16 protein-coding genes are annotated in these 18392 nt (G+C 72.5%); 9 read left to right on the top strand and 7 right to left on the bottom strand.

Features of this window, described 5'->3' with window-relative positions; all coding sequences use genetic code 11:
* Positions 1–36 precede the first annotated feature (36 nt).
* Positions 37–2358, bottom strand: a complete 2322-nt coding sequence (gene katG, locus L7N97_RS17620; protein ID WP_237479602.1) for a catalase/peroxidase HPI — start codon at positions 2356–2358, stop codon at positions 37–39.
* A gap of 240 nt (positions 2359–2598) precedes the next feature.
* Between katG and L7N97_RS17615 the strand changes: the two genes are divergently transcribed.
* Together L7N97_RS17615 and L7N97_RS17610 are read left to right on the top strand one after the other, a co-directional pair.
* A complete protein-coding gene (locus L7N97_RS17615) occupies positions 2599–4644 on the top strand; it encodes a PAS domain-containing sensor histidine kinase (RefSeq protein WP_237479601.1) in 2046 nt (681 codons plus the stop codon).
* The gene (locus tag L7N97_RS17610) at positions 4641–5402 is read left to right on the top strand and encodes an alpha/beta fold hydrolase (protein WP_237479600.1); all 762 of its coding nucleotides are present in this window, start codon (positions 4641–4643) and stop codon (positions 5400–5402) included. The genes L7N97_RS17615 and L7N97_RS17610 overlap by 4 nt, the downstream gene beginning before the upstream one ends.
* Before the next feature lie 21 nt (positions 5403–5423).
* Here the strand turns inward: L7N97_RS17610 and L7N97_RS17605 are convergent, their stop codons facing one another.
* Both L7N97_RS17605 and L7N97_RS17600 read right to left on the bottom strand, forming a co-directional pair.
* Complete coding sequence (locus L7N97_RS17605; protein ID WP_237479599.1) at positions 5424–6620, bottom strand: DNA topoisomerase IB; 1197 nt, start codon at positions 6618–6620, stop codon at positions 5424–5426.
* 95 nt (positions 6621–6715) lie between these two features.
* On the bottom strand, positions 6716–7468 hold the full coding sequence (locus L7N97_RS17600) for a class I SAM-dependent methyltransferase (protein WP_237479598.1): 753 nt from the start codon (positions 7466–7468) through the stop codon (positions 6716–6718).
* Positions 7469–7540: 72 nt separating this feature from the next.
* Here L7N97_RS17600 and L7N97_RS17595 point away from each other — a divergent pair, with 72 nt between their 5' ends.
* The 7 genes from L7N97_RS17595 (at position 7541) to L7N97_RS17565 (ending at position 15007) form a co-directional block, all read left to right on the top strand.
* Entirely contained in the window at positions 7541–7861 is a 321-nt protein-coding gene (locus L7N97_RS17595; RefSeq protein ID WP_237479597.1) for a porin, read from the top strand.
* 310 nt (positions 7862–8171) lie between these two features.
* Positions 8172–9053, top strand: coding sequence for an AraC family transcriptional regulator (locus L7N97_RS17590; RefSeq protein WP_237479596.1), 882 nt, complete (start codon positions 8172–8174; stop codon positions 9051–9053).
* Positions 9054–9147: 94 nt separating this feature from the next.
* On the top strand, positions 9148–10230 hold the full coding sequence (locus tag L7N97_RS17585) for an ABC transporter substrate-binding protein (protein WP_237479595.1): 1083 nt from the start codon (positions 9148–9150) through the stop codon (positions 10228–10230).
* A gap of 72 nt (positions 10231–10302) precedes the next feature.
* Positions 10303–11127 carry an ATP-binding cassette domain-containing protein gene (locus tag L7N97_RS17580; RefSeq protein ID WP_237479594.1) on the top strand — a complete coding sequence of 275 codons (825 nt, stop codon included), beginning with the start codon at positions 10303–10305 and terminating at the stop codon, positions 11125–11127.
* Complete coding sequence (locus tag L7N97_RS17575; RefSeq protein WP_237479593.1) at positions 11124–12371, top strand: sugar ABC transporter permease; 1248 nt, start codon at positions 11124–11126, stop codon at positions 12369–12371. The genes L7N97_RS17580 and L7N97_RS17575 overlap by 4 nt, the downstream gene beginning before the upstream one ends.
* Before the next feature lie 214 nt (positions 12372–12585).
* On the top strand, positions 12586–13314 hold the full coding sequence (locus L7N97_RS17570) for an SDR family oxidoreductase (protein ID WP_237479592.1): 729 nt from the start codon (positions 12586–12588) through the stop codon (positions 13312–13314).
* Positions 13315–13480: 166 nt separating this feature from the next.
* Positions 13481–15007: an FGGY-family carbohydrate kinase gene (locus L7N97_RS17565; RefSeq protein ID WP_237479591.1), complete on the top strand. Its 1527-nt coding sequence runs from the start codon at positions 13481–13483 to the stop codon at positions 15005–15007.
* Between the two features lie 157 nt (positions 15008–15164).
* On the opposite strand, the gene hflC is transcribed toward L7N97_RS17565, so the two are convergent.
* From hflC to L7N97_RS17545, 4 genes are all read right to left on the bottom strand, one after another.
* Positions 15165–16145 carry a protease modulator HflC gene (gene hflC / locus L7N97_RS17560; RefSeq protein WP_237479590.1) on the bottom strand — a complete coding sequence of 327 codons (981 nt, stop codon included), beginning with the start codon at positions 16143–16145 and terminating at the stop codon, positions 15165–15167.
* Positions 16142–17263, bottom strand: coding sequence for an FtsH protease activity modulator HflK (hflK, locus tag L7N97_RS17555; protein WP_237479589.1), 1122 nt, complete (start codon positions 17261–17263; stop codon positions 16142–16144). Before hflK ends, hflC begins: the two co-directional genes overlap by 4 nt.
* Positions 17264–17360: 97 nt before the next feature.
* On the bottom strand, positions 17361–17873 hold the full coding sequence (locus tag L7N97_RS17550) for a dihydrofolate reductase (RefSeq protein WP_237479588.1): 513 nt from the start codon (positions 17871–17873) through the stop codon (positions 17361–17363).
* Positions 17870–18355: a GNAT family N-acetyltransferase gene (locus L7N97_RS17545; protein ID WP_237479587.1), complete on the bottom strand. Its 486-nt coding sequence runs from the start codon at positions 18353–18355 to the stop codon at positions 17870–17872. The genes L7N97_RS17550 and L7N97_RS17545 overlap by 4 nt, the downstream gene beginning before the upstream one ends.
* Between the last annotated feature and the right edge of the window lie 37 nt (positions 18356–18392).

Genomic DNA, 18392 nt, shown 5'->3' with positions numbered 1-18392 from the left:
AAGGCGGGGCGCGGGCCGGAGCCCGCGCCCCCGAGGTCAGGCCGCCATCGGCGCGTGGCGCCGGTGGCCCTTCACGTCGTAGCGGTCGAGCATCATGACCTTGTCCCAGACCCGGACGAAGTCCTTCACGAACCGCGCGGAGCCGTCGCGGCCCGCGTAGACGTCGGCGGTCGAGCGCAGCTGCGCGTTGGCGCCGAACAGGAGGTCGAAGCGCGACGCGCGGAACTTCTCGGTCCCGCTCGCCCGGTCGCGGCCGACGAAGCTCAGGCCCTCCGCGTCGGCCTTCTCCCACACCGTGTCGGTGTCGAGCAGGTTCGTGAAGAAGTCCGTCGTCAGCGCGCCCACCCGGTCGGTGAGCACGCCCACGTCCGAGCCGTCGTGGTTGGCGCCGAGCGCGCGCAGCCCGCCCGTCAACACCACCCACTCCGGGACGGTCAGCTTCATCAGGTTGGCCTTGTCGAGGAACATCTCCTCGGGCGACACGCCCCCCGACACGTCGGCGAACTCCGCGCCGACGAAGTTGCGGAACCCGTCCACCACCGGCCTGAGCCAAGTGAACATCTCGACGTCGGTGAGGTCCTGCGTGGTGTCGACGCGGCCCGGCGTGAACGGCACGGCAACGTCCGCCCCGGCGTCCCGCGCCGCCTTCTCGACCGCGACGCAGCCGCCGAGCACGATGAGGTCGGCCAGCGACACCCGCACGCCGTCCGTGCGCGAAGCGTCGAAGGCGCCCTTCACGCCGCGCAGCGCCTCCACCACCGGCGCGGCCCGGCGGTTGACGACCCAGTCCTTCTGCGGCGCCAGCGCGAGCCGGCCGCCGTTGGCGCCGCCGCGCTTGTCGCTGTCGCGGTAGGGCGCCGCCGCCGAGAAGGCCGCGAAGGCGAGGTCGGAGGCCGACAGGCCCGTCGCCGCGATCCGCGCCCTGAGGTCGGCCACGGCGTCACCGTCCACGAGGCCGTAGTCGCGCTCGGGCAGCGGGTCCTGCCACAGCAGGCCGTCCTCGATCGTCGCCTCGGGGCCGAGGTAGCGGTGCTTCGGGCCCATGTCGCGGTGGGTCAGCTTGTACCACGCCTTGGAGAAGGCCTGGGTGAAGGCGTCGAAGTCGCCGAGGAACTTCTCGCACACCTTGCGGTACTCGGGGTCGACCTTCAGCGCGATGTCCGTGGTCATCATCATGAGGTCGTTCATGCGGCCGGGCACGTGCGCGTCCGGGGTCTTGGGCGCGCCCTCGTCCTTCGGCTTCCACTGGATCGAGCCGGCCGGGCTCTTGGTCTTCTCCCAGTCGAACTTGAAGAGGTTCTCCAGGTAGGCGTTGTCCCACTGGGTCGGGTTCGGCGTCCAGGAGCCCTCGATGCCGTTGGTCATCGTGTCCTTGCCGTTGCCGGCGCCCTTCGGGTTGTGCCAGCCGAGGCCCATGGCCTCCATCGGCGCCATCTCGGGCGGGGCGCCGATCTCCTTCGAGGGCACCATGCCGTGGCTCTTGCCGAAGGCGTGGCCGCCCGCGATCAGCGCCACGGTCTCCTCGTCGTTCATCGCCATGCGGGTGAAGGTGATGCGGATGTCGCGCGCCGAGCCCACGGGGTCGCCGTCGCCGCTGGACCCCTCCGGGTTGACGTAGATCAGCGCCTGGTGCGAGGCCGCGAGCGGGTTCTCGAGGTCGTAGTCGGCGTCGCCGTTCTTGCCGCGCCAGCGCTTGTCGCGCGCCGTCATCTTCTCGAAGTCCGAGATCGTGCCCATGTCGACCACCTCGGGGCCCCAGTAGGTGGCGTTGTCGGCCTCCCAGGCGTCGAGCCGGCCGCCGCCGAAGCCGTAGGTCGGCAGGCCCATGATCTCCAGGGCGCAATTGCCGGTCAGCACCATCAGGTCGGCCCAGGACAGGGCGTTGCCGTATTTGTGCTTGATGGGCTGGAGCAGGCGGCGCGACTTGTCGGTGTTGCCGTTGTCCCACCAGGACGAGATCGGCGCGAAGCGCTGCATGCCGGTGCCGGCGCCGCCGCGCCCGTCGGCGATGCGGTAGGTGCCGGCCGAGTGCCAGGCCATGCGGACCATCTGCGGGCCGTAGTTGCCGTAATCGGATGGCCACCACGGCACGGAGGTGGTGAGGAAGGCCTTGATGTCGGCCTTGAGGGCCTCGAGGTCGATCTTGTTGAACTCGGCCGCATAGTCGAAGTCTGGCCCGAGCGGGTCGGCGGCGAGGCCGTTCTGGTGGAGCACCTCCGTCTTGAGGCGGTGGGGGTACCAGTTGTCCAGCGTCGGGCGGGCGCCCTGGGCGCCGCCGATGCGGTCGCCGCCGAAGGGGCACTTGCCCTCCATGCGGTAGGATTGCGTGTTGGTCTTGTCGACCGTCATCTCGTTCATGCCTGTGCTCCCTCGCACCCGCACCGCGCGGGCCGCGACCTGCCCCCTGCGGGGCTCACGCGCCATCACAGGTTAAGATCGGCATCGGTCGCGCGTTCGTCCAGCCCGCGGCAAAAACCTGCGGCGGCGGCGCGATGCCGCTCCGTCGCCCGGGGCGGCCCCGAGGCGCCTCGTTTTCCCGTGCCACCGGCCGCGGGGCGCGTCTGGCCACGGGCCGCCCCGCCGTGCGATGAGGCGGCGATGAGCCCGCGCCGCCCCCACGACGGTCCCCCGATGCCCGCGCCGCCGGCCGGCGCGCCCGCGAGCGGCCCCTTCCCCAGCGGCGGCGGCGCCATGGGAGAGGCGGTGCGCGCCCGCGACTGGTCCGCCTCGCCCCTCGGGCCGATCGCGGGCTGGCCGCCCGCGCTCCGTAACGCGCTGAACCTCGTGCTGAACAGCGGGGAAAGCATGTTCGTCATGTGGGGCGAGGCGCGCACCTTCTTCTTCAACGACGCCTACCGGCCCATGCTGGGGCCGCGGCTCGCCACCGCGCTCGGCCGCGACATCGCCGCGGTCTGGGCCGACGCCTGGGAGCAGGTGGTGCCCGTGGTCGGCCGGGCGCTCGCCGGCGAGGGCACGCGCTTCGAGGAGGTGCCCATCGCCATGGCGCGCTACGGGCGCGACGAGGAGACCTGGTGGACCTTCTCCTTCTCGCCGCTCCACGACGACGCGGGCGCGGTGGCGGGCATGCTCGGCGTCACCCGCGAGGTCACCGAGCAGGTGCTGATGAAGAGGCGGCTCGAAAGCGAGCACGCCGCGCTGGTGCAGATGTTCGCGCAGGCGCCGAGCTTCATCGCGGTGCTGAAGGGCCCCGAGCACCGCTTCGACTTCACCAACGCGGCCTATCTCCGCCTCGTCGGCGGGCGCGAGGTCGCCGGCCGCAGCGTGGCGGAGGCTCTGCCCGACGCCGCCGCGCAGGGCTACGTGGACCTGCTCGATCGTGTGTACCGCACTGGCGAGCCCTTCTCGGCCACGGGGGCCGAGTTCGTGCTCCAGCCGGAGTTCGGCGGCACCGGCGAGCGCCGCTGGGTCGACTTCATCTTCCAGCCGCTCACCGACGCCGGCGGCGCCGTCACGGGCATCCTGGTGGAGGGCTACGACGTCACGGCGCGGGTGGAGGCCGAGCGCGAGGTGCGGGCCTCCGAGGCCCGCTTCGGCTCGCTGACCCAGGCCCTGCCCAACCAGGTGTGGACCGCGACGCCGGACGGCACCGTCGACTGGGCCAACGCCCGCCTCTACGAATACAGCGGCGCGGCCGAGCTCGCCGGGCCCGCCTGGACCGCCATCGTCCATCCCGAGGACCTGCCGGCCGTGGGGGCCCGCTGGGCCGCAGCGCTGGCGACCGGCGGCGTCTACGAGACCGAGATGCGGGTGCGGCGGCGCGACGGCGCCTTCCGCTGGCACCTCGTGCGCGCCGTGGCGCAGCGCGACGCCGCGGGCGCGGTCGAGCGCTGGGTCGGCACCAGCACCGACATCGACGACCAGAAGCGCGCCGAGCTGACGCTCGCGGCCGCCAAGGCCGCGGCCGAGGAGGCCAACCTCGCCAAGAGCCAGTTCCTGGCCAACATGAGCCACGAGCTGCGAACGCCGCTCTCGGCCATCATCGGCTACGCCGAGATGCTGAAGGAGGAGGTGGCCGACGGCACGCCCCCGGCCGACCTCCTGGCCGACATGGACCGCATCGAGTCCAACGCCCGCCACCTGCTCGGCCTCATCAACGACGTGCTCGACCTCAGCAAGATCGAGAGCGGCAAGATGGAGGTCTACCCCGAGCGCTTCGCGCTGGAGCCCGTGCTGCGCGAGCTGTCGGCGGCGGTGGGCGGCCTCGTGGCCCGCAAGGCGAACCGGCTGGAACTCAGGCTCGATCCCGGCCTCGGCGGGCTCGACACGGACCTGACCAAGCTGCGGCAGATCGTGCTGAACCTCCTGTCCAACGCGGCCAAGTTCACGGAACGCGGCACCATCGCCCTGACGGCCGAGCGCGCGGGCGACCGCGTCCGCGTCGCGGTGCGGGACAGCGGCATCGGCATGACGGCCGAGCAGGTGGGCCGGCTGTTCGAGCGCTTCAGCCAGGCCGACATCTCCACCACGCGCCGCTTCGGCGGCAGCGGCCTCGGCCTGTCGCTGGTGCGCGCCTATGCCGAGATGCTGGGCGGCGAGGTGTCGGTGGAGAGCGAGCCCGGCCGGGGCTCGACCTTCACGGTGCTGCTGCCCGCGACCCTCCCCTCCGAGAAGCCCGCCCCATGACCGCCGACGACCTGCCCACCCTGTTCCTCCTGCCGTTCCTCGCCGCCACCGGCCACCAATGGGCCGGCGTGGCGTCGCGCCTCGCGGGGCGGGCGCGCTGCGTGACGGTCGACCTGCCGGGCTTCGGCGACGCCCACGCCGCCCCCGGCTACACGGTCGCCGAGATGGCCGACTTCGTCGCGGGCGTCGTCCGCGCCCACGCGCCCGCGCGCTGGGCGATCGCCGGCCACAGCATGGGCGGCAAGGTGTCCTGCGCGCTGGCCCGCATGGCGGAGGACGGGGCACCGGGCCTCGGCGGGCTGGAGCGGATCGTCCTCGTCGCCGGCTCGCCGCCCTGCCCCGAGCCGATGGACGAGGCCGTGCGCGCCGACATGTTGGGCTGGTTCGGCGGCGACGCTGCGGCGCGGCGCGCCGAGGCGCGCGACTACGTGGCGGGCAACGCCGCCGCCCCGCTCGACGCGGCTGTGCTGGACCAGGCCGCGGGCGACGTGGCCCGCATGGACCCCGACGCCTGGAGGGCCTGGCTCGGCCGCGGCAGCCGCGAGGACTGGGCGGAGCGGATCGGGATGCTCCGCACGCCAGCGCTGATCCTCGCCGGGTCGGAGGACGAGGCGCTCGGTCCCGAGGCGCAGCGCCGCCACATGGCGCCGCATTTCGCCGATCACCGGCTCGAGGTGCTGGAGGGCGCCGGCCACCTGCTGCCGCTGGAGCGGCCAGCCGAGGTGGCGCGTCTCGTCGGCGAGCACCTCGGGGTGTGAGCCCCGAGGCCCGCTCCGCGGTCAGGCCGCCTCGGCGCGCCTGGCCGACGTCCCGGGCTTCCTCGGCTTGGCGGCCTTCTTGGCCCCCGCCTTCCCGGCTTTCAGCTCCGCCTTCTCCGCGAGGTCGTGGGCGATGCGGCGCTCCAGCAGCGTCAGCACGGCGACCTCCTCGGGCTTGAGCCTGGGGAGCTCGTCGCGCAGCTCGGCGTCGACCTCCTCCTTGATCTCCAGCAGGAGGTCGCCCGCCATGTAGGAGTTCACGACCGCGGGGTGGACGTAGCACTTGCGGCAGATGGTGGGCGTGTTGCCGAGCCGCGCCGACACGCGCTCGATGGCGGCGCGCACGTTCTTCTTGGCCTTGGCCTCGGTGTCGATGGTGCCGAACTCGTGCAGCGCCAGCGCGGCCAGCACCGTGCCGGCCCAGGTGCGGAAGTCCTTGGCCGACACGTCGCGGCCGGTGACCTCCCGCAGGTACTCGTTCACGTCGTGCGACGACACCGCGTGGGTGTGCCCGTCGCGGTCGACGTACTGGAACAGGTGCTGGCCCGGCAGGTCGTGGCAGGCCTTGACGATCTTCGCGACGCGCTTGTCGTGGACCTTGAGCTTCCACATCTTGTTGCTCTTGCCCTTGAACTCGAAGCGCAGGTCGGCCCCGTGGGCGTCGACGTGCCGGTCCTCGAGCGTCGTCAGGCCGTAGGACTGGTTGTGCTTGGCGTAGCCCTCGTTGCCGACGCGGATCAGCGTCGTCTCCAGGAGGTAGACCACGGTGGCCAGCACCTTCTGCCGCGGCAGGCCGTGCTGTGCCATGTGCCTCTTCACGGTGGCGCGGATCTGCGGCAGCGCCGCCGCGAAGACCGTGACGTGCTCGTATTTGGCGCTGTCGCGCACCTCGCGGAAGGCCGCGTGGTAGCGGTACTGCTTGCGGCCCTTGTCGTCGCGGCCCGTCGCCTGGATGTGGCCTTTGTCGCTCGGGCAGATCCACACGTCGGTGTAGGCCGGCGGGATGGCGAGCTTGTTGATCCGCTCGATCGTGGCGCGGTCCTTGATCGCCCGGCCGTCCGGCGCGCGGAAGGACCAGCCCGCGCCGCTCCTGCGGCGGGTGATGCCCGGCTCGCGGTCGTCGTGGACGTAGACGAGCCCGGCGCTCTCGGCCGCGTCCTCGGGGTCGACGACCGTGGGGGCGTCCTGATCCTCGGCGGCTTCGACTCTTTTCAGCATGGCGGCGCACAACTCCCGGCGGGGGAAAATGCCGGGCGCGGCGGGCCGTTCCCGCCCGCGGTGACGCAGGGCGGAGTCCTGGTGAATCGAAGCCCCTACGGCGCGTCGCCGTGGCCGAGCCGCGACCAGGCGCGGGCGGGCTCGAAGCGCGGCACGGCGCGGCGCACGGGCGCGCGGGCGCGCAGCATCACCGGCCGGTAGAGCTGCTTCGTGGCCTCGACGAGGTGCACGCCGGCGCCCGGCAGCGCCATGCGCTTGCCGGTCCGCTCGAAGAAGGGCGCGAGCTTCAGGAACGAGCGGCGCTCGAAGGGCGGCACGTAGAGCGCCTCGCCGAAGCGCTCGGGCGAGAACAGCGACTCGCGCAGCAGCGCCGCCAGCTGCCGCTTGGAGAAGGGCTGGCCGTAGCCGAAGGGCGTGGTGTCGACCCGCGCCCACATGCCCCGCCGGTTGCAGGCGACCGCGATCATGCGCCCGCCCGGCGTCAGCACGCGCCACACCTCGCTCAGCACCTCGCGCGGGTGCTCGGTCGGCTCCAGCATGTGGACCAGCAGGACGCGGTCGACCGAGCCATCGGGCAGCGGCAGCTGGCCGCCCTCCACCATGGCGGTCGAGGAGGTGCCGCCCGGCGGCCAGTGCACGATGCCCTGCTCGGCCGGCATGAGGCCGACCACCCGCATGGCCTCCTCGCGGAACGGGTCGAGGTAGGGCGTGGCGTAGCCGAGCCCCGCCACCGCGAGGCCGTGGGTGTCGTGCCACCAGCCGCGCACGATGCGCGAGATCGACCGCTGGGCGACGTGGCCGAGCGGCGCCGCGTAGAAGGTGCGAAGGTCGACGACATCGATCGGCATGCGCTCCGTTGTGGCATGGCGGGGCCGGGCGCGATAGGAGCGGGGCATCGCGGCCCGGCGGGGAGACGGCGGATGGGGGCGAGGATCTGGAACGCGCTGGCGGCGCTCGCGCTGCTGGCCTCGGCGGAGGCGGCCTCGGCCTGCGGCGCGGGCGAGCTGGCCCTGCCCGGCACCGCGGCCTGCGTCCGGCTCGGCGGCGCCGTCCGGGCCGAGGCCGCTGCGGGCCGGCGCACCTCCGCGCCGATCGCGCCCGCGGCCCCGGACGGGGGACGGCGCTCCGCCGCGGCGCTGCGGGCGGGGGCGCGGGCCGACCTCGACGCGCGCGTTCCCACCGCCTACGGGCCGCTCAGGGCCTACCTCGGCGTCGCCACGCGCGGCGACGGGCGGTGGTGAGCGGACCAAAACGCCGAGCCCCGCCGATCGCACGCCGTCGCACGACGCCCGAATGCAGTCCGGTCGGCCTCGTGCGCTGCACCGACTAGCGGCAGCCGCATCGCCGGCCTCGCGCTTCTGACCCTCCGTCAAATTAGTATCGATGATGCGCTGCAAAGCGTGTAGAGCGCGAAATTTTGCCAGCCTAGCATAGCACTCGCTCGGATCGGCCCCTTCGAGGGCCGCGCGTCGGATCGCTCCGACGACGGACACAAGCGTCCGGGCGCGGCGCCGGGCGCCGACGGGGGAACGTGCGGGGAGGGCCGGGTCCATGCAGCCTGATCTCGAACTGGTGCAGGTGCGCGACGACCAGTCGTTCAAGATCTGGTCGCACGGCTACCCGTACCGGACGGTGCGATGGCACTTCCATCCCGAATACGAGCTGCACCTCGTCACCGCGACGGCGGGCAACCGCTACGTCGGCGACCACATCGGGCCCTTCACGCCGGGCGACCTCGTCCTCGCCGGCCCCAACCTGCCGCACAACTGGATCAGCGACGTCCCGCCCGGCGAGGCCGTCGAGGAGCGCTGCCTCGTGCTGCAGTTCACCGCCGCCTTCGCGGCCGGCGTCCTGGCGACCTTTCCCGAGCTGCGCTTCCTGGAGCCGGTGCTGGCCGAGTCCCACCGCGGCCTGCGCTTCGCGCCCGCGCTGAGCGAGCGGGTCGGGCCCCTGATGCGCGCGCTGCTCGACGCCGAAGGCGCGCGCCGCGTCGGGCTCCTGGTCGAGATCCTCGATCTCGTGGGCCACGCCGAGGAGCGCGTGCCGCTCGCCTCCATCGGCTTCCGGCCGGATCCCTCGGCCTACCTGTCGAGCACCATGAACCTCGTGCTCCGGCACATCGACCGCAACCTCACCGGCGACCTCAACGAGACCGACCTCGCGGCGCTCGCGCGCCAGAGCGTCAGCGCCTTCTCGCGCTCGTTCCGCAAGCGCACCGGCCTGACCTTCGTCCAATACGTCAACTCGCTGCGCATCGAGCTGGCCTGCCAGCACCTCGGCCAGCCGGAGCTGACCGTGGCCGAGATCTGCTACGAGGTCGGCTTCAACAACGTGTCGAACTTCAACCGTCAGTTCCTGGCCGTGAAGGGCATGCCGCCCTCGAAGTTCCGCGCCCTGCGCCGCGACGGCGCCCGCCTCGCCTCGGCGGCCTGAACCGTTTCGGCGGCGCGGTTCCGCGTTCGCGCGCCGCCGTCGATCATCCCGAACGCGACAAGCATCCGGCGCCAGTCCGGAGAAGGAAACGCCGATGAAGTCGATCTCCCCCGCGCGCCTGCTCGCCTCCACGGCCGCCGCGCTGCTCCTGTGCGGCGCCGGCACGGCTTCCGCGGCACCCCTCGCCGACGCCACCGTGGCCTTCCTGATGCCGGACCAGAGCTCGACCCGCTACGAGGAGCACGACCATCCGGGCTTCGTGGCCGAGATGAAGAAGCTCTGCCCCTCCTGCAAGGTGCTCTACCAGAACGCCGACGGCGACGCCTCGCGCCAGCAGCAGCAGTTCAACTCCGTGGTCAGCCAGGGCGCCAAGGCCATCGTGCTCGACCCCGTGGATTCCACCTCGGCGGCGTCGCTGGTCAAGCAGGCGCAGAGCCGGGGCATCAAGGTCATCGCCTACGACCGGCCGATCCCCTCGACGCCGGCCGACTTCTACGTGTCCTTCGACAACGAGGCGATCGGCAAGTCCATCGCCACCTCGCTGGTCGAGCACCTCAAGGCCATGAAGGTCGCGACGGCGGACGACGGCCTCCTGGAGGTCAACGGCTCGCCCACCGACGCCGCGGCCGGCCTCATCAAGAAGGGCATGCACGCCGGCATCGGCACGGGCAGCTACGCCACGCTCGCCGAATACGACACGCCCGAATGGGCCCCCGCCAAGGCGCAGCAGTGGGTCGCCGGGCAGATCTCGCGCTTCCAGAAGAAGATCGTCGGCGTGGTCGCGGCCAACGACGGCACGGCGGGCGGCGCCATCGCGGCCTTCAAGGCCGCGGGCGTCGACCCCGTGCCGCCGGTGACGGGCAACGACGCCACCATCGCGGGCCTGCAGCTCATCATCGCGGGCGACCAGTACAACACGATCTCGAAGCCCAGCGAGATCGTCGCCGCCGCGGCCGCCGACGTCGTCGCGGCCCTGCTGCAGGGCGAGGCGCCCAAGGCCGACCAGACCCTGTTCGGGACGCCCTCCAAGCTCTTCGTGCCGACGCTGATCACGGCGGAGAACCTCAAGGCCGAGATCGTCGACAAGATGATCGACGGCAAGCCGATCGAGCCCGCCTCCGTGCTCTGCACCGGCCGCTACGTCGAGGGCTGCAAGAAGCTCGGCATCACGCCGTAAGGCGACGCGCGGCGGGCGCACCCTTCTCCCGCGAGGGGAGAAGGGGCGCCATATCCGGAAAGGTCCCCTGTCATGACCGACACGACGCATGCGCCGCCCGGCGCCCCGCCCCTCGGCGGCGACACGGTGCTCAGCCTGCGCGGCATCTGCAAGCAGTTCGGCGCCGTCTCGGCCCTCACCGACATCGACCTCGACGTCAAGGCCGGCGAGGTCGTGGCGCTGGTGGGCGACAACGGCGCCGGCAAGTCGACGCTGGTCAAGGTGCTGGCCGGCGTCCACGCGCCGACCTCCGGCACCATGACGTTCATGGGCAGGCCGGTGACGCTGACGGGCCCCGGCGAGGCGCTGTCCATGGGCATCGCCACCGTGTTCCAGGACCTCGCGCTCTGCGAGAACCTGGACGTGGTCGCCAACATCTTCCTCGGCCGTGAGCTCGAGCCCTACGCGCTCGACGAGGTCACGATGGAGATCCGGGCCTGGACGCTGCTCAACGAGCTCGCGGCCCGCATCCCCTCCGTGCGGGAGCCCATCGCGTCGCTGTCGGGCGGCCAGCGCCAGACGGTGGCGATCGCCCGCTCGCTGCTGCTGGAGCCCAAGCTCATCATGCTCGACGAGCCCACCGCGGCGCTCGGCGTCGCCCAGACCGCCGAGGTGCTGAACCTCATCGAGCGCGTGAAGGCCCGCGGCCTCGGCGTCATCATGATCAGCCACAACATGGAGGACGTCCGCGCCGTGGCGGACCGCATCGTCGTGCTGCGGCTCGGCCGCAACAACGGGGTCTTCACCCCCGAGACGTCCAACAGCGAACTGGTCGGCGCCATCACGGGCGCGGCCGACAATTCCGTGTCCCGCCGCGCGACCCGCCGCGCCGCGACCGCCGGGGAGTCCCATCCATGAGCACGGACACCAAGGGCGCGCCCGCGCTCGACCGCGCCGACGCGCGCGTCCGCCACGACGAGGGGCTCGGCGGCGCGGTCCGCGGCTTCGTCGACCGGGTCCGCTCGGGCGACCTCGGCTCCCTGCCCGTGGTGGTGGGCCTCGCCGTGATCTGGACGGTGTTCCAGGTGCTGAACCCCGTGTTCCTCGGGGCCAACAACCTCGTCAACCTGCTGTTCGACTGCTCCACGGTCGGCATCATCTCGCTCGGCATCGTGTGCATCCTGATGGTCGGCGAGATCGACCTGTCGGTCGGCTCCGTGTCGGGCTTCGCGTCCGCGCTGCTCGGCGTGCTGTGGGTCAACGGCGGCTGGTGGGCGCCCGGCGCCATCCTGCTCGCGATGCTGTGCGGCGCCGCGGTCGGCGCCATCTACGCCGTGCTGTTCAACCGCCTCGGCATGCCGAGCTTCGTGTCGACGCTGTCGGGCCTGCTCGCCGTGCTGGGCCTCCAGCTCTACGTGCTGGGCTCGACGGGCTCGATCAACCTGCCCTTCGACTCCCCCCTGGTCGGCCTCGGCCAGACCTGGGTCATGCCGCGGCTCCTGTCCTACCTCTTCGTGCTGCTGGCGGGCGGCGCCCTCTTCTTCTCCGGCTACCGCACGGCGGCGCGGCGCCGCGCCGCGGGGCTGACGCCGCCCGCGCTGCTCGGCATCGCGGTGCGGGCCGCCGTGCTCACGGTCGCGCTGCTCGCCGTCGCAGCCTACCTCAACACCGACCGCGGCGTGCCGTGGATCTTCGGCTTCTTCGCGGCCCTGGTGGTGCTGCTCGACTACGCGCTGAAGCGGACCCAGTGGGGCCGCTCGATGACGGCGGTGGGCGGCAACCGCGAGGCCGCGCGGCGCGCCGGCATCGACGTGCGCGGCATCTACCGCGGCGCCTTCATGCTGTGCTCGACGCTGGCGGCGCTCGGCGGCGTGCTGTCGGCGGCGCGGCTCGCCTCGGCGAGCCAGCAGGCCGGCACCGGCGACGTCAACCTCGACGCCATCGCGGCGGCGGTGATCGGCGGCACCAGCCTGTTCGGCGGGCGCGGCTCGGCCTATTCGGCCCTGCTCGGCATCATCGTGATCCAGTCCATCGCCAGCGGGCTGACGCTCCTCGATCTGAGTTCGTCGCTCCGCTACATGATCACCGGCGGCGTCCTCGCCATCGCGGTCATCGTCGACTCCCTCGCGCGCCGCTCGCGCGTATCCCACGGCCGCGCCTGAGCCCGATGATGCCTCTCCGCTCATCCCCGCGCAGGCGGGGATCCAGCGCGAAGCGATCGGCCGAAGGCCGACCCCATCCTGCCCCGGTGTGCCGGGGCGGACCGCGAGCAGAGTTCGACGGCCTGCGGCCGGCTCCCTCGTGCTGAATCACCGCATCCGCGGGGATGAGCGGAAGCGTTTCGCCCTCGATCGACAGAGTTCAAGGAGGACAATCATGGCTCAGGATCTGACGGGCAAGGTCGCGGCCGTCACCGGCGCGGCCTCGGGCATCGGGCTCGAATGCGCGAAGGCCATGCTGAAGGCCGGCGCCCGCGTGGCCCTGGTGGACCGCGCCGGGGACAAGCTGCAGTCGCTCTGCGCCGAGCTCGGCGAGGGCGCCTTCCCGGTGGTGGTCGACCTGCTCGACAGGGGGAGCGTCGCCGGCATGGTGCCGGAGATCCTGGCCAAGGCCGGGCGGCTCGACGTGTTCCACGCCAACGCGGGCTCCTACGTCGGCGGCGACGTGCACGGCGGCGACCCGGACGCCTGGGACCGCATGCTGAACCTCAACATCAACTCCGTGTTCCGCTGCATCCACGCGGTGCTGCCCCACATGGTGGAGCGCGGCTCCGGTGACATCGTGGTGACGAGCTCGGTGGCGGGCGTCGTGCCCGTGGTGGTCGAGCCCGTCTACACGGCGTCGAAACACGCCGTGCAGGCCTTCGTGCACACGCTCCGGCGGCAGGTCATGAAGCACGGCATCCGCGTCGGCGCGGTGCTGCCGGGGCCGGTCGTCACCGCCCTGCTCGACGACTGGCCCAAGGCCAAGCTCGAGGACGCGCTCGCCAACGGCGGCCTGATCCAACCCGTCGAGGTCGCCGAGGCGGTGATGTTCATGCTGACGCGCCCCAAGGGCGTCGTGGTGCGCGACCTCGTGATCCTGCCGCAAACCGTGGACCTCTGACCTTCCGCGTCCTGCCACACCCTTCTTCGCTGTCATCCCGGGCTTGACCCGGGATGACAGCGGCGAAGGGTCGAGCTCGACGCTCATCGATCCATCGTCGGGGCTCCGCCCCACGCCCCGCCGAAGGCCTCGGCCTCCGGAAACCATCTTCGATCAGAGGCCCGTCATGGACAGCGTCATCGGCGTCGACATCGGCACGCAGAGCACCAAGGCCGTGCTCGTGGCGGCGGACGGCACCATCCTGGCCCAGGCGTCGCGCGCCTACGCGCCCGACACGCCGCGCCCGAACTGGGCCGAGCAGCACGCCGACATGTGGCTCGGCGCCGTCGAGGCCTGCCTGGCCGAGGTCGCGGCTGCGGCAGGCGGCGTCAAGGCGGTCTGCATCTCCTCGCTCTACGGCGGCTCCGGCATCCCGGTCGACGCCGGGATGCGCCCCCTCCACCCCTGCCTGATCTGGATGGACCGCCGCGCCGAGGCGCAGGTCGCGCGGGTCAAGGCCGAGGTCGACCTGGAGCGCCTCGGCCGCATCACCGGCAACGGCGTCGACAGCTACCACGGCTTCACCAAGATGCTGTGGCTGCGCGACGAGCGGCCCGACGTGTGGGACCGCACCGCGCTGTTCCTGCCGCCCAACGCCTACGTGATCCACCGCCTCACCGGCGAGGTCGCGGTCGACCATTCCTCGGCCGGCAACATCGGCGGCGTCTACGACGTCGAACGCCGCGCGTGGTCGCGCGAGATGCTGGACCTCCTCGGCATCCCGGCCCGCATGATGCCCGAGCGCCTCGTCGCGCCCACCGACGCAGTCGGCGGCCTCACCGCCGAGGCGGCGGCGCGGCTCGGCTTAGCCGAAGGCACGCCGGTGATCGCCGGCGGCGTCGACGCGGCCGTCGCCACCTACGCGGCCGGCGTGACCGAGCCCGGCCACCACGTCGCGATGATCGGCACGTCCATGTGCTGGGGCTACGTCGCGCCGACCGCCGACGCCGCCCACGGCCTCATCGCCATGCCGTACGTGGTGGGACGGGACCTCTACGTCTTCGGCGGCGCCGCCACGGCGGGCGCCTCCGTGAGCTGGTACCGCGAGCAGTTCTGCCAGGCCGAGGTCGCGGAAGGGCGCGCCACCGGCCGCGACCCGCACGCGATCCTGGAGGAGGCCGCGGCCTCCGTCGCGCCCGGCGCGGACGGTGTGGCCTTCCTGCCCTACCTCATGGGCGAGCGATCCCCCGTGTGGGACGGGCGCGCCTCCGGCGCCTTCGTGGGGCTCAACCTGTTCCACACCCGCGCGCACCTCTACCGCGCCGTGCTGGAGGGCGTGACGCTGGCCCTGCGGCACAACATGGAGGCCGGCGCGAAGGGCTCGGCCGCGCTGGAGCCGCGGCTCGTCGTGGTGGGCGGCGCCGCGCGCTCAGACCTCTGGATGCAGATCATCGCCGACGTCACCGGCTACCCGGTCTGGACCATCCGGGAGAATGTCGAAGCCGCGCTCGGCGCGGCCCGCATGGCGGCGCTCGGCGTCGGGCTCGTCGCGCGCGAGGACCGCGACAGCTGGATCACCCTGGTCGAGCGCGCCGCGCCCGACCCGGCCCGGCGCGCGCGCTACGACGCGCTCTTCGCCGTCTACGCGGGCCTCTACCCGGCTTTGCGCGATTCCATGCACGCGCTGGCGGAGCTGCGCGGGCCGGTGGGGTGAAGGCCCACGTCGCTTCGCCGCGTCGTCCCGGGCGGAGCGGAGACCCGCGATCCAGCCGCGCGGCCGGGCTGAACCTCCGGAGGTGACGCCCAGTCGATCGGCTGGGCCCCGGGTCGAGCCCGGGGCGACACCGTCCCGAAGGCGACAGCTCCCGGCCTCACCCGTTCGGCGAGCCCTGCGTCTGCAGCGCCGCCGGGGGAACCGGCAGCGGCGCGGGTGCCGCGGCCGGAGGCGTCGCGGGCGGCCCCGGCAGGGTCGGCAGGGGGCTGCCGGGCTGGCCGTCCGGGTTGTTGAAGAACCGGAAGAAGTCCGAGTCGGGCGACAGCACGAGCTTGGTCCGGTCCGGCCGCAGGCTCGACACGTAGGCCTGCATGGTGCGGTAGAAGGCGAAGAACGACGGGTCGCGCCCGTAGGCCTCGGCGAAGATGCGGTTGCGCTCGGCGTCGCCGGCGCCGCGCAGCGTGTCGGCCTGGCGCTGGGCGTCGGCGCGCAGCACCGTCACGTCGCGGTCCGCCTGGGCGCGGATGGTCTGCGCCTGCTCGGAGCCCTTGGCGCGGTACTCGGCCGCCTCGCGGGCGCGCTCGCTCTTCATGCGGTCGTAGATCTTGTCCGACAGCTCGGCCGGCAGGTCGGCGCGGCGGATGCGGACGTCGTTGACAGCGACGCCGAGCCGGGCGCCCTCGGTGTTCACGAGGCCGCGGATCCGCACCATCAGCTCGGCGCGCTTGTCGCGCACGATCTGGGTCAGCGTCGCCTCGCCGAGCACCTGCCGCAGCGCCGAGTTCAGGATCGAGCCGAGCTGGTTGTTGGCCCGCGCCACCGTGCCGACCGTCTGATAGAACTTGAGCGGATCGGCGATGTGGTAGCGCAGGAAGGCGTCGACCAGGATGCGCTGGTTGTCGGAGGCCAGCACCTCGACCTGCGGCTGTTCCAGGTCGAGGATGCGGTTGTCGAGCTCGACCACGCTCTCGAAGAACGGGATCTTGGCGTGCAGGCCGGGGTCGTCGATGACGCGCACCGGCTGGCCGAAGTAGAGCACCAGCGCCCGCTGGGTCTGGTCCACCGTGAAAAGCGCCCCGCTGGCGACCACCAGGGCCAGGACGACCAGCGCCGCCGCGATGTAGCCGCCGACCCTCACGGCTTGGCCCCCGCCAGCGGGACGGGCTTGCCGTCGAGCGGCAGCACGGGCAGCACGCCGGCGCCGGTCTTGTCGATGATGGTCTTGTCGGCGCCGGCCAGGATGGACTCCATGGTTTCGATGTAGATGCGCTGCCGGGTGACGTCGGGCGCGTTCTTGTACTGGGCGTAGACCTGCTCGAAGCGCGACGCCTGGCCGGCGGCCTCCTGCACGGTCTGGGTCTTGTAACCCTCGGCCTCCTGCAGGATGGCGGCCGCGGCGCCGCGGGCCTCGGGCACGACCTTGTTGGCGTAGCCCTGGGCCTCGTTGGACAGGCGCTGCTGGTCCTGCTGCGCCGCCGTCACGTCGCGGAAGGCCGCGATGACCTGCGCGGGCGGGTCGACGGACAGGAGCTGCACCTGCAGCACCAGCACGCCGGCCTTGTAGCTGTTGAGGGTGTTCTGGATCAGCGTCTGCACCTCGGGTTCGATGGTCTTGCGGCCGGAGGTGAGGATGTACTGGATCTGCTGGCGGCCGATCACCTCGCGCATGGCCGATTCGGCCACGGCCTTCACGGTCTCGTCCGGATGGCGGAGGTTGAAGGCGTAATATTCGGGGTGCTCGGGGTCGATCTGCCAGATGACGCGGAACTTCACGTCGGCGATGTTGTCGTCGCCGGTCAGCATCAGGCTCTCGGCCAGCACGTCGGTGCTGGAGATCTGCCCGGAGCGGCTGGAGCCGGACACGAAGCCGACGTCGGTGGAGTTGCGGTCCGTGACGGCGAGCTTGATGACGTCGCCGATCGGATAGGGAAAGTTGTAGTTGAGGCCGGGCGCGGTCGTGCCCGTGTACTTGCCGAAGACGAGGTTGAGGCCGACCTCGTTGGGCGACACGGTGTAGAAGCCGCTGGCCAGCCACAGCAGGGCCGCCACGAGCACGACGGCGAGCAGGCCGAGCCCGCCGCCGACGTTCCCGGTGGGGAGAAAGCCCTTCAGGCGCTGCTGGGAGCGGCGGATGAACTCTTCGAGGTCGGGGGGCGTCTGCCCGCCGCCCCCGCCGCCGGAGCTCGGCCCCTGCCCCCAGGGTCCCGGATTGCCGGGCTTCCACGGGCCGCCACCGCCACTGTTGCTCCAGGACATCCCGTTCCTCGCCGCCGGCGGTGAACCGCCCCCGATCACGATATAGGCGTGCGGCGGCGAGGCAGCAAATGGGCGCGGTCAGGCGTCGCGGGACGGCTCAGCGCCGCCCGTAGCGGACGACCGCGAAGCCGGCCTCGTCCCGCTCGCCCCGTTCCCCCATCTCCCGCGACAGCTCGCGCCACACCGCGGGCTCGACGGCGGGGAAGAAGCTGTCGGCCGCGGGCTCCAGGTCGACCTCGGTGATCCGCAGCGCGTCGGCGAGCGGCATGGCGGCGCGGTAGATCTCCGCGCCCCCCGCCACCATCACCTCCGCGGCGCCGCGCTCGGCCGCGATCCGCTGCGCCAGCGCCAGCGCGCCCTCGACGCTCGTCGCGCCGGCGACGCCCTCGGGCAGCGCCGGCGCGGGGTCGCGCGACACGACCACGAGGTGGCGCCCCGGCAGCGGCCGCCCGAGCGAGGCGAAGGTCTTGCGCCCCATCACCACGGGCTTGCCCACGGTCTCGGCCTTGAACTGCCGCAGGTCGGAGGGGAGGCGCCAGGGCAGGCCGTCGCGGAGCCCGATGGCGCCGTTGCGGCCCACCGCGGCGATGAGGACGACGGGGACGGTCATGTCCGCTCTCCCGCCAGCCGCGCCAGCGCGTCCCCGGTCACGCGGCAGCCGGTCCAGTCGTCCATCATCTCGGCGCCGAGCCCGCGGTAGAAGTCGATCGAGGGCTCGTTCCAGTCGAGCACGCTCCACTGCAGGCGCTTCAGGCCCTCGTCCCGGCAGCGCCGCGCGAGGCGCTCCAGCAGGGCGCGGCCGAGCCCGCGGCCGCGATGCTCGGGGCGCACGTAGAGGTCTTCGAGGTAGATGCCGTGGCGGCCCTCGAAGGTCGAGAAGTTGTAGAACCACAGCGCCAGCCCGGCCCCCTGCCCGTCCAATTCCGCGATGTCGCAGAAGGCGCGCGGCGCGTCGCCGAACAGCGCCGCCGCGAAGTCCCCGGGCGTCGAGCGGACTTCGTGGGCGAGGCGCTCGTAGGCGGCGAGCTCCAGCACCAGGGCGTGGATCAGGGCGGCGTCGGCGGGCGCGGCGGGGCGGGTGCTGATGGTCATGGCGTCGCAACAGCAGCCGGCGGGGCGGCCGTCAAGC

It is taken from the genome of Lichenibacterium dinghuense, assembly GCF_021730615.1.
GTDB lineage: Bacteria > Pseudomonadota > Alphaproteobacteria > Rhizobiales > Beijerinckiaceae > Lichenihabitans > Lichenihabitans dinghuensis.
The sequence above is the reverse complement of the archived record's forward strand: the minus strand, read 5'-3'. Positions and strand labels throughout refer to the sequence as shown.